The following is a 17319-nucleotide window of genomic DNA, read 5'->3' as shown; positions in this document are numbered from 1 at the left end:
AAGACTGCCCGAAGATGACCCGTCTCCTGCCCCTGCTTACCGCCAGCCTGATCGCACTTTCCGCGCAGGCGATCCCGGCGGCAGCACAGCAGAACCTGTTTGCGCCCCGCATCATCATCAATGACAGCGCTGTGACCGAGTATGAGTTCCAGCAGCGGCTGTTGTTCATGCGCCTGATGCGCGCGCCCGGCGATCTGGAAAAGCAGGCATTGGACGATCTGATCGCTGACCGCCTGCGGGTGCAAGAGGCGGCCCGCTTTGGCGTCACCGCCACGGAAGAAAATGTCCAGAAGGGCATGGAAGAATTCGCGCAGCGCGCGAACATGACGGCCGAGCAGTTCCTCGAACAACTCGGCAAAGCGGGTGTCGCCCCCGAGACGTTCCGCGATTTCGTCGAGGCTGGGGTGGTCTGGCGCGAGATTGTGCGCGGCCGCTTTACCGGCAAGGCCAAGGTCTCGGATGAAGAGATTGATCGTGCGCTCGAGGCAGAGACGAAAAAGGCGGCGCTGGTCGTCTCTATTGCAGAACTGATCATCCCGGCGAATCCGGGGGAAGAAGAAAAGGCACTGGCGCTGGCCAATGACATCCGTCGTTCGGTCACCGGTGAGGCGTCATTTGCGGCGGCTGTCGAACAGTATTCGGCTGCCCCCTCACGCGAACGCGGTGGACGCGTCGATCCGCTGCCCCTTGCCAACCTGCCCCCGCAGATCTCGGGCCTGCTGCTGCCGCTTGCACCCGGACAGGTCTCGCCGCCGATGATGATCCCCGGCGGGGTCGCCCTCTTCCAGCTCCGCAGTGTGGTTGAAGGGCCGCAGACCTCCACGCTGCCCGTGCAGGTGGAATATGCGCGCCTGCGCCTGCCCATTTCGGCTGAATCCGATACGGCGATTGCGACAGTCCAGACCCAGGCACAGACCTGTCAGGACCTTTTCGGCCTCGTCCCCGGCCTGCCGGAGGATCAGCTTTCGATCATCAAACAGACGATGGATCAGATCCCGTCGGATGTGGGCCTGCTGCTGTCGCGGCTTGATCGTAACGAGATGGTCGTGCGCGATGTGGGTGGTGCGCGCGAGGTGCTGATGGTCTGCACGCGGTCCCCGGTCACGGATCCGCCGATCGAGCGCGAGAACATCCGCAACCGGCTGGCGAACGTGAAGATTGACCGTATGGCTGAACAGTATCTGGCCACCCTGCGGGCGAACGCGATCATCCGGACACCGTAACCATGGGCTCCCTTCCCATCGCCCTGACCTGCGGCGAGCCCGCAGGGATCGGGCCGGAAATTGCCGTGAAGGCGCGCCAGATCCTTGGGGCCGAGGTACCGTTCTTCTGGATGGGTGACCCCCGCCACCTGCCCCCGCACACCGCGCATCGGCTGATCCATCGCCCGGCCGAGGCCATGGCAGTCCCGGCCAACGAGCTGCCGGTTCTGGCGCATCCCTTTGCGGCACCGGCAACCCCCGGAAAGATCACCTATGCCAACGCGCGTGGCGTGGTTGAGGTCATCGCCCGCGCCGTGGACATGGTGTTGAAAAACGAGGTCGCGGCAATCTGCACCTCTCCGATCAACAAGAAGGTGCTGAAGGACGGCGCGGGCTTCGGCTTTCCGGGACATACCGAGTTTCTGGCCTTTCTGGCCCGTGTCGAGCAGGTGGTGATGATGCTTGCCGCGCCCGAGTTGCGTGTCGTGCCGGCAACGATCCACATCCCGATCAGCGAAGTGCCCCGCCAACTCACCGCTGAGGGGCTAGAGGCCACGATCCGGATCACCGAGGCTGGCCTGCGTCGCGACTTTGGCCTGACCCGGCCCCGGATCGCCGTGTCCGGGCTGAACCCACATGCGGGCGAAGGCGGCGCGATGGGAACCGAGGATGCCCGCGTCATCGCGCCTGTTGTCGCGAAGCTCGCATCTGAGGGCATGGCGATCCGCGGTCCGTTGCCGGCGGACACGATGTTTCACCCGCGCGCCCGCGCCACCTATGATGTCGCGATCTGCATGTATCACGATCAGGCGCTGATCCCGATCAAGACGATCGATTTTGACGGCGGTGTGAACGTGACGCTGGGCCTGCCCTTCGTGCGGACATCGCCGGATCATGGCACGGCGCTCGATATTGCGGGCAAGGGCATCGCCGAGCCCTCAAGCCTTGTTGCAGCCCTGCGCATGGCGCATCACATGGCAGAGGCGCGGGTACGCCAACCGTAGTGGCGGAGAGCACACACCCGCACAGCTGTAAGGTACTTGGACCAGCGTGAAGAACAGGAGCCGTTCCACATGGCGACGATCGACGGACTGCCGCCCCTGCGTGAGGTGATCCGCGCGCACGATCTGGTGGCGAAAAAGCAGTTGGGGCAGAATTTCCTGCTGGATCTCAACCTGACTGCAAAGATCGCGCGTCAGGCAGGCGATTTGTCCGGTTGCGACGTGCTGGAGGTTGGGCCGGGCCCGGGTGGGTTGACGCGTGGTCTTCTGGCTGAAGGCGCGCGGCGGGTTCTGGCCATTGAAAAGGATGCGCGCTGTCTGCCCGCATTGGCCGAGATCGAGGCCGCCTATCCCGGCAAGCTGCAGGTCATCCACGGGGATGCGCTTGAGGTTGACGTTCTGGCGCATCTGACGCCGCCGATCCGGATCGTTGCAAACCTGCCCTACAACGTGGGGACCGAGCTTCTGATCCGTTGGCTGACGCCCGACAACTGGCCGCCGTTCTGGGAAAGCCTGACGCTGATGTTCCAGAAAGAGGTTGCCGAGCGGATCGTGGCGCGACCAAGAACCGATCACTACGGCCGCCTCGCGCTGCTTGCGCAATGGCGCTGCGACGCCCGCATCGTCATGCATCTGCCGCCCGAGGCATTTACCCCTGCCCCAAAGGTTCATTCCGCTGTGGTCCATCTGACCCGGCTAGCCGAGCCGCGCTATCCGGCTGATGGCAAGGTCTTGTCACGCATCACGGCCATGGCCTTCAACCAACGCCGCAAGATGCTGCGGTCGTCACTGAAGGGACTGGGTCCGGATGTGGAAGCGCACTTGCTGGCCGCCGGCATCGAGCCCACGGCCCGGGCGGAAGAAATCTCGCTTGAACAGTTCTGCGCACTTGCCCGGCAGATCGTGAAATGAAAACGGGGCCCATCGGGCCCCGCGTTCATTCTGCTGCTTCCGGTTTTGGATCGACCGGATCTGTCTTTGGCTTTTCGGCACGCGGTTTGCGCGGCGCAGCGGCGCGGCGCGGCTTGGCAGGTGCATCGCCCTCGGGCGCCGCCACCGCTGCAGGGGCCTCGCTTGCGGGCGCGGCAGCAGGCGCGGCTGTCTGTTCGGCCACCTCGACGCGCGCGGGCTGCGGCTGAACCTCGGCCTCGGTGCGAGGCGGGCGGTTCTCGCGCGGCGGACGCTGGCCACGGAAATCGCGACGATCGCGCGGCTCCCTCGGCGGGCGGGCTTCGCCTTCACGACGGGGTTGCGCGTCACGTGGCGCCATCTCTGGCGTTTCGACCAGATGGCTCTCTTCTTCCTTGCCGGGGAAGATCACCGTATCGCCCAGATCGGGCTGATCGCCAACGCCGACTTCGCGATCCTCGCGCGCGTCGCGCGGATCGGGCCGAGGCGCGTCATTGCCACGGTCGCGGAACTGCTGCTGGCCGTTCTGCTGGAAATGTTGCTGGCGTGCCTCCTGCTCGGCCGCAAGCTCTCGCTGGGCCTCACTCAGAAGACGCGTGTAATGCTCTGCGTGCTGCAGAAAATTCTCGGCCGCAACGCGGTCGTTCGAAAGCTGGGCATCGCGCGCGAGGATCAGATACTTCTCGATGATCTGTTGCGGCGTGCCACGGACCTTGCCTTCAGGGCCCGAGCTGTCGAAGACACGGTTGATAATATTACCGATCGAGCGCGGGCGGTTCGATTTCGAACGCGAACGGGATTTCGAGGATCTCATCTTGTCCTTTGATCCGGATATGGTGAACCGGGTTTCACCGTGACCAGCGTGGCGGATCAGGGGGCCGCAGGGCCCGATGTTCGTTGCCAACCTGTCTCGGCTAGACCGCAGACGGCGAGAGCTATATCCGCCCGACTGCTAAAACCGAGTAATCATGTGACGGCCGGCAAGACAAGCGGATTCTGGGGCTGTTACCCTGTGACCGGTACATTTTGGGCGATTTTCCGCACCTGTTGCCCGCAGGCAAAGAGTCAAACCGCCAAAACTGCCGAGACCACGCGATCGCGTCCATCCATATCCTGCAGGATGCTGGGCGATGTCAGTCCGGCCGCATGGCAGAGACTTGCGACCGCGGCCCCTTGGGTCGGGCCGATCTCCATCAAGAGGCGCCCGTTCGGTCGCAGGTAGTGCGGCGCACCGGCAGTGATGGCGCGATAGGCATCAAGCCCGTCCCCGCCCGGCGTCAACGCCATATGCGGCTCCCAGTTCAACACTTCGGGTGAAAGGGCGGGAATCTCGTCCGCCGCGATGTAGGGCGGGTTCGACACGATCAGATCAAACATTCCCTGCACCGGATCAAACCAGCTTCCGGGTAGAAAAGAGGCGCGTTCCGCGACACCAAGGCGCACGGCGTTATCTTGCGCGACGGCCAGCGCGGCGGGGGAAAGATCCGTTGCCACGCCCTGCGCGGATGGGCGTTCGGAGAGCAGGGTCACCAATATCGCGCCGGAACCTGTGCCAAGATCCAGAACACGCGTGAAAGGCGCAGAGAGAGCGGCGGCGATCAGCACCTCGGTTTCGGGCCTGGGGTCGAGCACGTCCGGGGTCACGCGGAAGTCGCGGCCCCAGAACTGCCGCTGGCCGATGATCTGGCTGATTGGCTGACGCTTGCAACGTGCCTCGACCATCGATGCGAGCCGGGGCTCGGCGCTGTCTGGCAGAGGCTCCTGCATGGCCATGATCAACCGGTCTGACGACAGGCCAACAGCATGTGACAAAAGCAACCGCGCGTCCTTGGCGGGTTCAGGCACCCCGGCCGACGCAAGGATCGTGCTGGTTGCGCGAAACGCATCGGCGATGGTGCGGGGGGCCGTCATCCCTCCATCTCGGCCAATTTGGAGGCTTGATCATGGGCAATCAAGGCATCGATCACTTCGGTCAGGTCGCCCTGTATGATCTGCGGCAGCGCATAGAGCGTCAGGTTGATGCGGTGATCGGTCATGCGCCCCTGGGGAAAGTTGTAGGTGCGGATACGCTCGCTGCGGTCGCCTGAGCCCACTTGCGCCTTGCGGTCGGCCGCACGGGCCGAGGCGGCGCGGTCGCGCTCCATCTCGAACAGGCGGGCGCGCAGAACCTGCATGGCAATCGCGCGGTTCTGGTGCTGTGACTTCTCGGAGGAAGTGACGATGATCCCGGTCGGGATGTGGGTGATCCGCACGGCCGAGTCGGTAGTGTTGACGTGCTGGCCACCTGCCCCGCTGCTGCGCATGGTGTCGATGCGGATGTCAGCGGCGGGGATGTCGATATCCACTTCCTCGGCCTCGGGCAGGACGGCGACGGTCGCGGCAGAGGTATGGATGCGGCCGCCGGCCTCGGTCTCGGGCACGCGCTGCACACGGTGGGTGCCGGCTTCATACTTCAGGCGCGCAAAGACCCCCTCGCCCTGCACATGGGCGGTGAACTCCTTGATGCCACCCAGATCCGACAGTTGCTGTTCAAGCACCTCGAACCGCCAGCCCATCCGTTCGGCATAGCGTTGATACATGCGCGCAAGGTCGCCTGCGAACAGCGCCGCCTCCTCGCCCCCGGTTCCGGGGCGGATCTCGAGAATCGCGGGGCGCGCGTCAGCGGCATCCTTGGGCAGGAGTGCGATGCGAAGGGCCTGCTCCATCTCGGGGATGCGGGCGCGCAGGACGGGGATTTCCTCCTCGGCCAGAGCCTTCATGTCGGGGTCCGAAAGCATCGCCTCGGCCTCTGTCAGATCATCAAGCGACTGGCGATAGGCGGCAATCTCGGCGGCAACCGGCTTGAGGTCGGAATACTCGCGCGAAAGCGCGGCAATCTCTGCCGGAGGAGCGCCTTCGGCGAGCTTCGCCTCGAGGTATTCGAAACGCCGGGTGATCTGATCGAGTTTGTCGAAGGGAACCATGACAGCGGTTTGGCGCGATGGCCCGGCGGGGTCAAGGGGCGGCAGCGATGGGGGACTTCGGGTCCCCCATGCCCAATGCGAGGTAGCCTCGCCAGAATGATCGGTCAGCGGCGGGTCTTGGCCCAGTGGTACAGGCAGATGATCTCATGCGCGACATGGGCACCCGCAATGGCGGTGGCGCCCGTCGTGTCATAGGGGGGCGAGACCTCAACCACGTCGCCGCCGACGATGTTGATCCCGGCAAGGTCGCGCAGGATCGCCGAGGCCTGCCACGAGGCGAGGCCGCCCCAGACCGGCGTGCCGGTGCCCGGTGCGAAGGCAGGGTCGAGCGCGTCGATGTCAAAGGTCAGGTAGACAGGGTTGTCGCCGACGATGGCCTTGGCCTTTTCAACGATGCGGGCGATGCCAATCTCGTGACATTCGCGGGCGTCAATGACGTTCATGCCAAGGTAGTCCTCGCAGAAGGTGCGGATGCCAATCTGGACCGAGCGTTTGGGATCGACGAGGCCGGTCTTGACCGCCTTGTACATCATGGTGCCGTGGTCGATCCGGGTCAGATCGTCATCTTCCCACAGGTCAGAATGGGCGTCGAAGTGGATCACGCTCATCGGTCCGAATTTTTCGGCATAGGCCTTGAGGATCGGGAAAGTGATGTAGTGATCGCCCCCCAGGGTAACCGACCCCGCCCCCGCAGTGAGGATCGTTCGGATATGAGAGGTCAGACGGTCAGGGAAGTCGGCGGTCTTCGCATAGTCGAAAGCCAGATCGCCGTAATCCACGACATTCAGATCGACCAGCGGATCCGTGCCCCAGCCATGTGGCGGGTCATAGGGCTGCAGCGTGCTCGCCTCGCGGATGGCGCGCGGGCCAAAGCGGGTGCCGGTGCGATGGGTGACGGCCTGATCGAAGGGCACGCCGGTTATCGCAAGGTCGACCCCGGTCAGGTCCTTTGTATAGGTCCGCCGCAGGAAGGACGTGGCGCCGGCAAAGGCGTTTTCAAAAGCATAGCCGCGCGATGCGCCCTTGCGGGTGAATGCGGCGTCGATCTCGTTCTTGGCATCTTCAAGGGCCATGGAACGCTCCTCGGGTGAAAAGCGGTCGTCATTCTGGGCTTCGGAGACGCGCCGGATCCGGATGGCGCAAAAATGCCGATTGGGGCAGTTTTGTCAAATGGTTTGATCAAATGTCATCGGGTCTGCTGCCGTGCTCGCGCCAGAGAGCCAATGTCGGCAGCGACATGGTCAGCAAGATCAGTCCGAGCGGAACCGAGAAGACAAAACCGAAGCGGCCATAGCCAAAGGCACCGACCACGCCGCCGATGACAAAGGCGCCGACGAGTTGCCCCAGAATGCGTAGCTTGAAGCGATCGGTATCGACCCGCCGCCCCGGCATCAACCGGCCAAAGATTGCCCGGCCGATCTCGATTCCGATATCGGTAATCATCCCCGTTGCATGGGTGGTACGGATGCGCGCGCCGGAAATCTTGGTGATGGTCGCGTTCTGCATCCCCATGATGAAGCACAGACACCACAGCGAGAATAGCCGCCCAGCCTCGGACGAGAACATCCCGCCACCAGAAAAGCACAGCAGGAACACCCCCTGCACCGCCAGGGGAAGGGCGAATTGCTGGCGCTTGTCATGCGCGCGTGCCCAGTTGACCAGAATGGCGCTAAAGGCCGCGCCCGATACAAAGGCCGCAATCGCAAGGATGCTGGTTCCGGCCACGCGCAGGTTCCACAGCACCAGGTTATCCGCAAGCTGCGACAGATAGCCCGTCATATGCGAGGTATAGGCGCCGAGCGCGAAAAACCCGCCCGCATTGGCGGCCCCGGCGACGGCTGCAAGAACCGTCGCCAGCGAAAGGTCCCGCCCCGGACTTCTGCGCGCGGCCACGAGGCGATGCGTCGAGGTGATCGGACGGCGCATCGCCGCCTCCCTTACTTGCCCGCGATCGGCAGAGCGCGCTCCACGAGGCGGGCAAAGAAACTGGCCCCCACCGGAGAGATCTCGTCGTTGAAATCATAGGCCGGGTGATGCAGGCCCGCGCCGGGGCCGGTGCCGAGGAACAGGTAAGAGCCGGGTCGTGCCTCAAGCATATAGCTGAAATCCTCGGAGCCCATCTCGCGGGGGGCGCTGCCATTCACCGCATTCGCGCCCGAGATTTCCGCTGCGACCTGAGTGGCGAATTCCGTCTGATCGGGGTGGTTTATCGTCGCGGGATAGCCCCAGTCATAGTCGATCTTCGCCTTGACGTTGAAGGCGAGCGCGTGCCCCTCGACGATCTCGTAGACGCGGCGTTTCAGAAGGTTGCGCACCTCGGGGTTGAAGCAGCGGATCGTGGCGCAAAACATCGCCTCTTCCGGGATGATGTTCGAGGCCGTGCCGGTGTGGATCTGCGTAACCGAGATCACCGCCTCGTCCAGGGCATAGACGTTGCGCGGGATGATGGTCTGCACCGCCTGCACCATGGCAACCACGGCCACAACCGGGTCAATGCATTCATGCGGGGTGGCGCCGTGGCCACCTTTGCCAGTCAGTGTGACGATGGCGGTATCGACCGAGGCCATCAGCGCGCCGGGATTGGTCTGGAAATGGCCAAAAGGGACGCCGGGGGCGTTGTGGATGCCATAGACCTCGGTGATGTCGAACCGGTCCATGACGCCTTCCTGCACCATGACCTGGCCGCCGCCGCCCTCTTCCTCGGCAGGTTGGAACAGCAGCGCAACCCGGCCGGAAAACCGACGGGTCTCGCACAGATATTTGGCCGCCCCAAGCAGCATGGTGACATGGCCGTCATGACCACAGGCATGCATCTTTCCCGGCACTTTCGAGGCGTAATCCGTTCCCGTCGCCTCGACGATTGCGAGGGCGTCCATATCGGCCCGCAGACCAATCGTCGGGCCTTCTCCTTGCCCGTTGATGATCCCGACGATCCCGCTGCGCGCGATGGCAGGGTGGATCTCGTCCACGCCCATCTCGCGCAGACGTGCCTCGATGAAGGCGGCGGTTTCGTGACAGTCGAACTCCAGCTCGGGGTATTGGTGCAGATGGCGGCGCCAGCCCTTCATCTCGTCGGCCATATCGGCGATGCGGTTCAGAACGGGCATGGGCGGGCTCCTCGGGGCTTTCCTTGCGGGGGCTTCGGGTCTAAGCCCGGAAGGAAGCGCAAAATGAAGGTTGCCGCAATGCCTCAACGTCCACTGCCCCGTTCCGAAAGCGACGCCCTTGTGCATGACGTAACGGAAGGCATGCCCCGGCTACTGGAGATCATGGCGCGTCTCAGGGCGCCGGACGGCTGCCCTTGGGACATCGAACAGACCTTCGCAACCATCGCGCCCTACACATTGGAAGAGGCGCATGAAGTGGCCGATGCCATTGAACGCGAGGCTTGGGACGAGCTGAAGGGCGAGCTTGGAGACCTGCTGTTCCAATCGGTCTTTCATGCGCAAATGGCCGAAGATATGGGACTTTTCCGGTTCGAGGATGTGGTGCGTGCGATTTCGGACAAGATGGTTGCCCGGCACCCGCATGTCTTCGGCGAAGAAAGCCGCGACAAGAGCGCCGATCAACAGACGCTGGACTGGGAGCGCGTAAAGGCGGCCGAGCGTGGCAATGCCCGCACGCTGGATGGTGTGGCCATGGCCCTGCCCGGCCTGACCCGTGCGGTCAAGTTGCAGAAGCGTGCGGCGCGGGTGGGATTCGACTGGCCTTCGACCGATGAGGTCATCGACAAGATCGCCGAGGAGGCGCGCGAGCTGGTGGAGGCGCATACCTCGCTGACCGAGGAGGAGCGGTTCGAGGAATTCGGCGATCTGCTATTTGTGATGGCGAATCTCGCGCGCCACCTGAAGATCGACCCCGAGGCCGCCTTGCGCGCGGCCAATGCCAAATTTACCCGCCGCTTTGCCCGGATCGAGGATTGGCTGGCCGAGACAGGTCGCAAGCCCGAGGACAGCGATCTTGCGGAAATGGACGCCCTCTGGAACCGCGCCAAGGCCGAGGAAAAGGCCGGGGTGGCGACGTAAATTTCCCGACTACTTCACTCAATGATTGACCGAAGTAAAAAAGTCGGATTAAAGGGCGCGGATAACCGACGAAAGAGGTCAACAATGAACCGCGCCCTTCTCGCCGCCGCACTTTGCAGCACCGCCCTGCCCGCCGTAGCTGAGGAAGTGAACATCTATTCACACCGCCAGCCCGAGCTGATCCAGCCGCTTCTGGACGCCTTCACCAAGGAAACCGGCATCACGACGAACATTGCTTTCGTCGACAAGGGCATGGCCGAGCGTCTTCAGGCCGAGGGTGACCGTTCACCAGCCGATATCGTTCTGACCGTGGATATCGCCCGGCTGAAGCAGATCGTCGATGCTGGCGTGGTTCAACCCGTTCAGTCCGACGTCCTTGATGCCAATATCCCCGAGGCCTTCCGTGACAGCGCCGACCAGTGGTTCGGCCTGACCGCCCGCGCCCGCATCGTCTATGCCCACAAAGAGCGCGTGGCCGATGGTGCCGTGACGACCTATGAAGACCTCGCCGATCCCAAGTGGAAGGGCAAGATCTGCACTCGTTCGGGCACCAACGACTATAACGTAGCCCTGCTCTCGGCAGTCATTGCCCATCACGGCGTTGACGCGGCAACCACCTGGGCCGAGGGTCTGAAAGCGAACCTCGCCCGCAAGCCTGACGGCGGCGACCGCGATCAGGTGAAGGCGATCTGGGCTGGTGAATGCGACATCGCGATCGGCAACACCTACTACATGGGTCAGATGCTGAACGACCCCGAGCAGAAAGCATGGGCAGAATCGGTCCGCATCGTATTCCCGACCTTTGAGAACGGTGGCACCCACATGAATATCTCGGGCGTTGCGATGACCAAATCGGCGCCGAACAAGGATGCCGCGCTCAAGCTGATGGAGTGGCTGTCGTCGGATGAGGCGCAGCGCATCTATGCTGAAACCAACCACGAATTCCCCGTGAAGCCCGGCGTTCCGGTTTCGGAGTTGGTGGCAAGCTGGGGTACCTTTACCCCCGACGCACTGCCGCTTTCCGAAGTGTCGGGCCATCGCGCGGATGCGTTGAAGATCATGGAAACGATCAACTTCGACGGTTGATCAAGGCCGCGACCACAGGAAGCAGACGCCGCCCCAACCTGGGCGGCGTTTTTCGTTTCGCCCCATTGCATTGGTCGATTGCGACGGGGGTGTCGCGCACAGATCGGCACGCATAAAATGGCCGTGCAAGATGACCGCTCAAACACGTCAGGACACGCCCATGGCACATGCGCCCCGCAAGATCATCATCGACACTGACCCCGGACAGGACGACGCCGTTGCGATTCTGCTGGCCCTGGCGAGCCCCGAGGATGTGACCGTGTTGGGCATCACCGCAGTTGCCGGAAACGTCCCGCTGCCGCTGACCGAGAAGAACGCGCGCATCATCTGCGAACTGGCTGGAAAGCCCGACACCCGCGTCTTTGCAGGCTGCGACCGCCCCCTGAAACGCAAACTGGTGACGGCCGAGCATGTGCATGGCAAGACAGGTCTCGACGGCCCGCAACTGGCTGACCCGATCATGCCGCTGCAAGCCCAGCACGGCGTTGATTTCATCATCGAGACGCTGCGCTCACATCCCGCACATACCGTAACCCTGTGCCCTCTGGGGCCGCTGACCAATATTGCCACCGCCTTTGAGCGCGCGCCGGACATCATCTCTTGCGTGCAGCAGATCGTGCTGATGGGCGGCGCGTACTTTGAGGTCGGCAACATCACCCCGGCTGCAGAGTTCAACATTTACGTCGACCCGGAAGCCGCTGATATCGTATTTAAATCCGGCGTTCCGATCGTCGTCATGCCGCTGGATGTCACGCATAAGGCGCTGACCACCCGCGCAAGGATCGAGGCGTTCCGCAACCTTGGGACCGAACCGGGACGAATGGTCGCCGAGTGGACCGATTTCTTTGAACGCTTCGACATGCAGAAGTATGGGTCAGAAGGCGCGCCGTTGCATGACCCCTGTGTGATCGCCTATCTGATCCGGCCTGACCTTTTTACCGGTCGCCACATCAATGTGGAGGTCGAGACGCAGTCGGAATTGACGCTGGGCATGACCGTTGCCGATTGGTGGGGCGTGACGAGCCGTCCGGCCAATGCGCTGTTCATCGGCGATCTGGATGCCGAAGGTTTCTACGCGCTGCTGACAGAACGCATCGCGCGGCTTTGATCACTCGACCGGCAGGACCACCGAGAAGATGCTGCCCTTGCCGATCTCGCTTTCGATCCTCAGCCGCCCGCGATGGCGGTTGATGATGTGTTTGACGATGGCAAGACCTAGCCCGGTCCCACCCTTTTCGCGGGAACGGTGCGTGTCAACGCGGTAGAAGCGCTCGGTCAGGCGCGGCAAATGCACGGCCTCGATGCCATCACCCCGATCCTGGACCGAGACCTCGACCGCGCGACCACGCAGGCCCGGTGCATCGTCCAGAGCCCGGATGCTGACAGTGACCTGCTTGCCGCTGCCACCGTACTTGATCGCGTTCTCGATCAGGTTGTGAAAGACCTGCGTCAGTTGATCGCTGTCGCCCGGCACAGGGGTCGGCACATTGGCACCGATCAACTCTATCGTCACCGCGGCATCCGTGGCCACAGGTTTCAGCGTCGCGATGGTCATGCGCACCAGCCCGCCCAGATCGACCCGCCCCGACGGGCGGCGGCGCTCTTCCGATTCCACGCGGCTGAGCGACAGAAGGTCACGCACCAGACGCGCCATGCGGCCTGCCTCACGCTCCATGATCCCAAGGAAACGCTCGCGCGCCACGGGGTCGTGCTTGGCAGGGCCTTGCAGTGTTTCGATGAAGCCCAGAAGTGCGGTCAACGGTGTGCGCAACTCGTGGCTGACGTTTGCCACGAAATCACGGCGTTGCTGTCCCACCAGTTCCAGTTCGGTCACGTCGACGAAACAGCAGAGCATCCCCATCCCCGGCACCGGCGCGACCGAGATATCGAAGGCGGTTTCGTGATTTCCTTGCGAAAGCGTAACGCGCAGGCTGCGCTTCGGCCCGCCCGCGCTGACCGCCTCGATCGCCTCGACCAGCTGTGGTTGGCGCAGCGTCAGGTTGTAGTGCCGGCCAAGCGATGCCGGTCCGAACAGTTTGAGCCCCGGATCGTTCAGCGCGTCGATGCGAAGATCATTTCCGATCAACATCATTGGCAGCGGCACCGCCGCCAGCATGGACTGGACACCTTCACGCAGCATTTGGTTCTCCGGCGTTGACGGCAGAGTTCTGACGCGCCTGCGCCGGTCTTGCAACCGTTGCCTGCGGCGGTCGACTGGGTAAGGGGGCGCTCGCGCCCCCTCTGGGCCATGCGGCCCATTCACCCCCTGAGGATATTTGAGAAAAGAAGAAGGGGTGGACCGCCGGACAGCCCACCCCGAATTTTCATGCAAGCAATCGTCAGATTACATCTCGACGCGGCGGCGATCCTCGCGCATGGCGGTCAGCTCTTCTGCCACAAGGAACGCGAGTTCCAGGGATTGAGAGGCGTTCAGGCGCGGATCGCAGGCGGTGTGATAGCGATCTGACAGATCCTCATCCGTCACGGCACGCAGGCCGCCGGTGCATTCGGTGACGTCCTTGCCGGTCATCTCGAAATGCACGCCACCCGGAACGGTGCCTTCGGCCTTGTGGATCGCAAAGAACTCGCGCACTTCACGCAGAACGCTGTCGAACGGCCGGGTCTTGTAACCGGTCGAGGATTTGATCGTGTTGCCATGCATCGGATCGCAGGACCAGACGACATTGGCGCCTTCTTCCTGCACGGCCTTGATCAGGCGCGGGAGGTTCTCGCCCACCTTGCCCGCGCCGAAGCGCGCGATCAGCGTCAGGCGGCCAGCCTCGTTCTGCGGGTTCAGCTTTTCGAGCAGCACCTTGAGGTCGTCGGCCGTCGTCGTGGGGCCGCATTTCAGGCCGATCGGGTTCAGCACGCCGCGGCAGAATTCGACATGCGCGCCGTCAGGCTGACGGGTGCGGTCGCCGATCCAGATCATGTGGCCGGAACCGGCGACGTTCTGTCCGGTGATCGAATCGACGCGGCAAAGCGCCTCTTCATATTCCAGCAGCAGCGCTTCGTGGCTGGTGTAGAAATCGACCCGCGACAACTCATTCGCGGTGTCCGAGTTCACCCCGGCCGCATTCATGAAGTCGAGCGCATCGGAGATGCGGTTCGACAGTTCACGATAGCGTTCGGCCTTGTCATGTTCGGCAAAGCCCAGCGTCCAGCTATGGACGCGGTGGATGTCGGCGAAGCCCCCGGTTGAGAACGCGCGCAGCAGGTTCAGCGAGGCTGCGGCCTGCGTGTAGGCTTGCAGCATGCGCTGCGGATCGGGCAAGCGCGCCTCGATCGTGGCATCGAAGCCGTTGATGATGTCGCCACGGTAGCTGGGGTATTCGACGCCGCCGATCACCTCGGTCGGGGCCGAGCGCGGCTTGGCGAACTGGCCAGCCATGCGGCCAACCTTGATGACCGGCACTTTCGCGCCGTAGGTCAGGACCACGGCCATCTGCAGCATCACGCGGAACGTGTCGCGGATGTTGTCGGCGCTGAATTCGGCAAAGCTCTCGGCGCAGTCGCCGCCCTGCAGCAGGAAGGCCTTGCCTTCCGCCGCCGCGGCCAGCTGTTTCTTCAGTCTGCGCGCCTCGCCCGCAAAAACGAGCGGGGGATATTTCGCCAGCTGGGCCTCGACAGCGTTCAGCGCGGCCTGATCCGGATAATCCGGCATCTGAACCCGCGGTTTGGCGCGCCAGTCCGATTTTGACCAGGATTTGGTCATGGCAATCCTCCGTCCGTTAGCGGTAGCGAATGCGCTATACGGCTTTGGACGGGAAAAGCAATGGGGGACAGGTCCGCGCCCCCTTGAATGAACGGTCAAATCCTGCGTAGATGCGCCGAAACCGACACAAGCAGGTCGCACATGACTGCCCTTCCGCGCAAAGCCACCGCCATTGCCAAGGACATCGGCCCCCGCCGGTTTGTCTTTCTGTTGCTCGACCGCTTTACGATGATCTCGTTTGCAGGCGCGATCGAACCCCTTCGCATCGCCAATCGCGTGGCGGGGCGGGAGCTCTATAGCTGGCGGTTGGCTGGTGAGGGTGGCGCCGTCGCCGTCTGCTCGAATGGCGCTGCGTTCAAGCTGGATATGGGGTTGGACGACATCGACCGCGAAGACACCGTTCTGGTTTGCGGCGGCATCGACGTGCCACGCGCGACGTCGCGCACCATTATTTCCTGGCTGCGGCGCGAGGCGCGGCGCGGTGTTGTCATGGGCGGGCTTTGCACCGGGGCCTATGCGCTGGCCAAAGCCGGGCTTCTGGATGGCCGCAAGGCTACGATCCACTGGGAGAACCAGGATGGCTTTGTTGAGGAATTCGAAGAGGTGAAGCTGACGAAGTCGGTTTTTGTGATCGACGGCAACCGTCTGACAAGTGCGGGGGGCACGGCCTCAATCGATCTGATGCTGAAGATCGTCGCCGCCGACCATGGCGAGGATCTGGCCAATACCGTGGCTGACCAGCTGGTCTACAACTCCATCCGCACCGATCAGGACACGCAGCGCCTGTCGATCCCGACCCGGATTGGCGTGCGCCATCCCAAGCTGGCGCAGGTCATCCAGATGATGGAAAGCGCGATCGAGGATCCGGTCTCACCGGCTGATCTGGCTGATGACGTGGGCATGTCCACCCGGCAGCTGGAGCGCCTGTTCCGGCGCTATCTGAACCGGAGCCCCAAGCGCTATTACATGGAGTTGCGCCTGCAGAAGGCCCGCAATCTGCTGATGCAGACGGATATGAGCGTGATCAACGTGGCGCTGGCCTGCGGCTTCGCGTCACCCTCGCATTTCTCCAAATGTTATCGCAGCCACTACAACACCACGCCCTACCGCGAACGCGGGACGCAGGGCATGGTGCCGGGCACAGGGCAGCGGCTGGCGGTCTGATCCGCCGCCCGCGGCTGCCAAGGCCATTTCCTAAGGGGCCATGCGGAAAAGCGTGCCCTCATTCACCGAAAGAAACCAGATCGCGCCATCCGGACCCTCGACGATATCGCGCACACGGGCGGTGGCGTCAGAGGCGATACGCTCTTCGGCAAAGCCCGTTCCGGTTGGCCTGTCGGGGTCGAGGCGGCTGATGAAGTCGCTGTTGAGGCTGCCGGTGAAGATATCCCCCGCCCAGTCCGGCACCAGCGCACCGGAATAGACCATCAGGCCCGAGGGCGCGATCGAAGGGTCCCAATAATGCAGGGGCTGCTCCAGTCCCGGCTTGGTCTGCCCTTCACCAATCCTGCGGCCGTTGTAGTTCACGCCGTAGCTGATAACCGGCCAGCCGTAGTTCCGGCCTTGGGCGATCCGGTTCAACTCATCCCCGCCCTTGGCGCCATGCTCGACCGCCAGCAGGCTGCCGTCACGGTCCAGCGCCGCGCCCTGTATGTTGCGGTGGCCGAGGCTGTGGACGCCCGCCATCCAGCCCTCGATGCGCGAGGCGGGGCTTCCGTCCCGGTTCAGGTGAATTACCTTGCCCGCGGCAAGGGCCGCGTTCTGCGCCTGTGTTCCCTTTGGGCCGGTTCCACGGTCACCGGTGGTCAGGTAGATGGTGCCATCGCTCGCCTCGACGATGCGAGAGCCGAAGTGACGCCCGCCGGTATAGCCTTCGGCTGTAAAGACCGTTCTGAAGTCGTCGATCCGGGCGCCGTCCTCTGACAAGATGCCCCGGCCAAGTGCTGTGGCCCCGCCTCGACGGGCGGGGCGCGCATAACTTAGCCAGATTTCGCGACTGGTTGCGAAGTCGCGGGGGACCATGACGTCCAAGAGCCCGCCCTGCCCTTGCGCGAAAACCTCGGGCAGACCGGTGACCGCGGTCCGTTGGCTTTCCCGGATCAGCCATAACGCACCTGTGCGCTCTGTCACAAGGATGCCGCCATCGGGCAGAAAGCCGATTGCCCAGGGTTCATCGAATCCCTCGGCGACAGCGGTGAGCTGCATGGGGCCTGCATCGGTGTTCACAACCTCTGCATTGGCGGCGCAGATCGGCAGTAGACCGAACGACAGCATGGCAATGGAAGCAAGGCGCATGGTGGTCCACCCCCGGTTGAATGCCTGATTTTGATCTAGGATCAATCTGCGCTGCGCCAAACACGTCTTCGTCAGATTGCCCATGCGTCACGTCAGAACTGGCGGAAAAGTGCGCTTTTCTTT

At 63.3% G+C, this 17319-nt stretch carries 16 protein-coding genes; 7 read left to right on the top strand and 9 right to left on the bottom strand.

Going from position 1 to position 17319, the window contains the following annotated elements:
• The first annotated feature begins 14 nt into the window (after positions 1-14).
• The 3 genes from FQU74_RS07495 to rsmA all read left to right on the top strand — a co-directional run bounded on the left by FQU74_RS07495 (position 15) and on the right by rsmA (position 3115).
• Positions 15-1223 carry a peptidylprolyl isomerase gene (locus FQU74_RS07495; RefSeq protein ID WP_146285778.1) on the top strand — a complete coding sequence of 403 codons (1209 nt, stop codon included), beginning with the start codon at positions 15-17 and terminating at the stop codon, positions 1221-1223.
• Between the two features lie 2 nt (positions 1224-1225).
• Positions 1226-2206 carry a 4-hydroxythreonine-4-phosphate dehydrogenase PdxA gene (gene pdxA / locus FQU74_RS07490; protein ID WP_146285777.1) on the top strand — a complete coding sequence of 327 codons (981 nt, stop codon included), beginning with the start codon at positions 1226-1228 and terminating at the stop codon, positions 2204-2206.
• A 69-nt stretch (positions 2207-2275) separates the two neighbouring features.
• Positions 2276-3115: a 16S rRNA (adenine(1518)-N(6)/adenine(1519)-N(6))-dimethyltransferase RsmA gene (rsmA, locus tag FQU74_RS07485; RefSeq protein WP_146285776.1), complete on the top strand. Its 840-nt coding sequence runs from the start codon at positions 2276-2278 to the stop codon at positions 3113-3115.
• A gap of 25 nt (positions 3116-3140) precedes the next feature.
• On the opposite strand, the gene FQU74_RS07480 is transcribed toward rsmA, so the two are convergent.
• From FQU74_RS07480 to FQU74_RS07455, 6 genes are all read right to left on the bottom strand, one after another.
• On the bottom strand, positions 3141-3926 hold the full coding sequence (locus tag FQU74_RS07480) for a DUF4167 domain-containing protein (protein WP_146285775.1): 786 nt from the start codon (positions 3924-3926) through the stop codon (positions 3141-3143).
• A gap of 251 nt (positions 3927-4177) precedes the next feature.
• Positions 4178-5023, bottom strand: a complete 846-nt coding sequence (gene prmC / locus FQU74_RS07475; RefSeq protein WP_146285774.1) for a peptide chain release factor N(5)-glutamine methyltransferase — start codon at positions 5021-5023, stop codon at positions 4178-4180.
• On the bottom strand, positions 5020-6075 hold the full coding sequence (prfA, locus tag FQU74_RS07470; protein WP_146285773.1) for a peptide chain release factor 1: 1056 nt from the start codon (positions 6073-6075) through the stop codon (positions 5020-5022). Before prfA ends, prmC begins: the two co-directional genes overlap by 4 nt.
• Before the next feature lie 104 nt (positions 6076-6179).
• Positions 6180-7148 (bottom strand): agmatinase, encoded by a 969-nt coding sequence (speB, locus tag FQU74_RS07465; RefSeq protein ID WP_146285772.1) that lies wholly within the window; start codon positions 7146-7148, stop codon positions 6180-6182.
• A 106-nt stretch (positions 7149-7254) separates the two neighbouring features.
• Positions 7255-8001 carry a YoaK family protein gene (locus tag FQU74_RS07460; RefSeq protein ID WP_146285771.1) on the bottom strand — a complete coding sequence of 249 codons (747 nt, stop codon included), beginning with the start codon at positions 7999-8001 and terminating at the stop codon, positions 7255-7257.
• Positions 8002-8012: 11 nt separating this feature from the next.
• A complete protein-coding gene (locus FQU74_RS07455; protein ID WP_146285770.1) occupies positions 8013-9182 on the bottom strand; it encodes a M20 aminoacylase family protein in 1170 nt (389 codons plus the stop codon).
• Between the two features lie 141 nt (positions 9183-9323).
• Between FQU74_RS07455 and mazG the strand changes: the two genes are divergently transcribed.
• The 3 genes from mazG (at position 9324) to FQU74_RS07440 (ending at position 12294) form a co-directional block, all read left to right on the top strand.
• Entirely contained in the window at positions 9324-10100 is a 777-nt protein-coding gene (mazG, locus tag FQU74_RS07450) for a nucleoside triphosphate pyrophosphohydrolase (RefSeq protein WP_229704343.1), read from the top strand.
• Between the two features lie 84 nt (positions 10101-10184).
• The gene (locus FQU74_RS07445; RefSeq protein WP_146285769.1) at positions 10185-11186 is read left to right on the top strand and encodes a Fe(3+) ABC transporter substrate-binding protein; all 1002 of its coding nucleotides are present in this window, start codon (positions 10185-10187) and stop codon (positions 11184-11186) included.
• Between the two features lie 160 nt (positions 11187-11346).
• A complete protein-coding gene (locus tag FQU74_RS07440; RefSeq protein WP_146285768.1) occupies positions 11347-12294 on the top strand; it encodes a nucleoside hydrolase in 948 nt (315 codons plus the stop codon).
• Here the strand turns inward: FQU74_RS07440 and FQU74_RS07435 are convergent, their stop codons facing one another.
• Complete coding sequence (locus FQU74_RS07435; RefSeq protein WP_146285767.1) at positions 12295-13326, bottom strand: ATP-binding protein; 1032 nt, start codon at positions 13324-13326, stop codon at positions 12295-12297.
• Between the two features lie 204 nt (positions 13327-13530).
• Positions 13531-14901, bottom strand: coding sequence for a class II 3-deoxy-7-phosphoheptulonate synthase (locus tag FQU74_RS07430; protein ID WP_146285766.1), 1371 nt, complete (start codon positions 14899-14901; stop codon positions 13531-13533).
• A 141-nt stretch (positions 14902-15042) separates the two neighbouring features.
• On the opposite strand from FQU74_RS07430, the gene FQU74_RS07425 reads away from it, so the two are divergent.
• Positions 15043-16065, top strand: a complete 1023-nt coding sequence (locus FQU74_RS07425) for a GlxA family transcriptional regulator (RefSeq protein ID WP_146285765.1) — start codon at positions 15043-15045, stop codon at positions 16063-16065.
• 30 nt (positions 16066-16095) lie between these two features.
• Here FQU74_RS07425 and FQU74_RS07420 read toward each other — a convergent pair whose 3' ends face one another.
• Positions 16096-17196 carry a PQQ-dependent sugar dehydrogenase gene (locus FQU74_RS07420; RefSeq protein ID WP_146285764.1) on the bottom strand — a complete coding sequence of 367 codons (1101 nt, stop codon included), beginning with the start codon at positions 17194-17196 and terminating at the stop codon, positions 16096-16098.
• Between the last annotated feature and the right edge of the window lie 123 nt (positions 17197-17319).

It is taken from the genome of Gemmobacter aquaticus, assembly GCF_007859075.1.
Taxonomy (GTDB): Bacteria; Pseudomonadota; Alphaproteobacteria; order Rhodobacterales; family Rhodobacteraceae; genus Gemmobacter; species Gemmobacter aquaticus.
The sequence above is the reverse complement of the archived record's forward strand: the minus strand, read 5'-3'. Positions and strand labels throughout refer to the sequence as shown.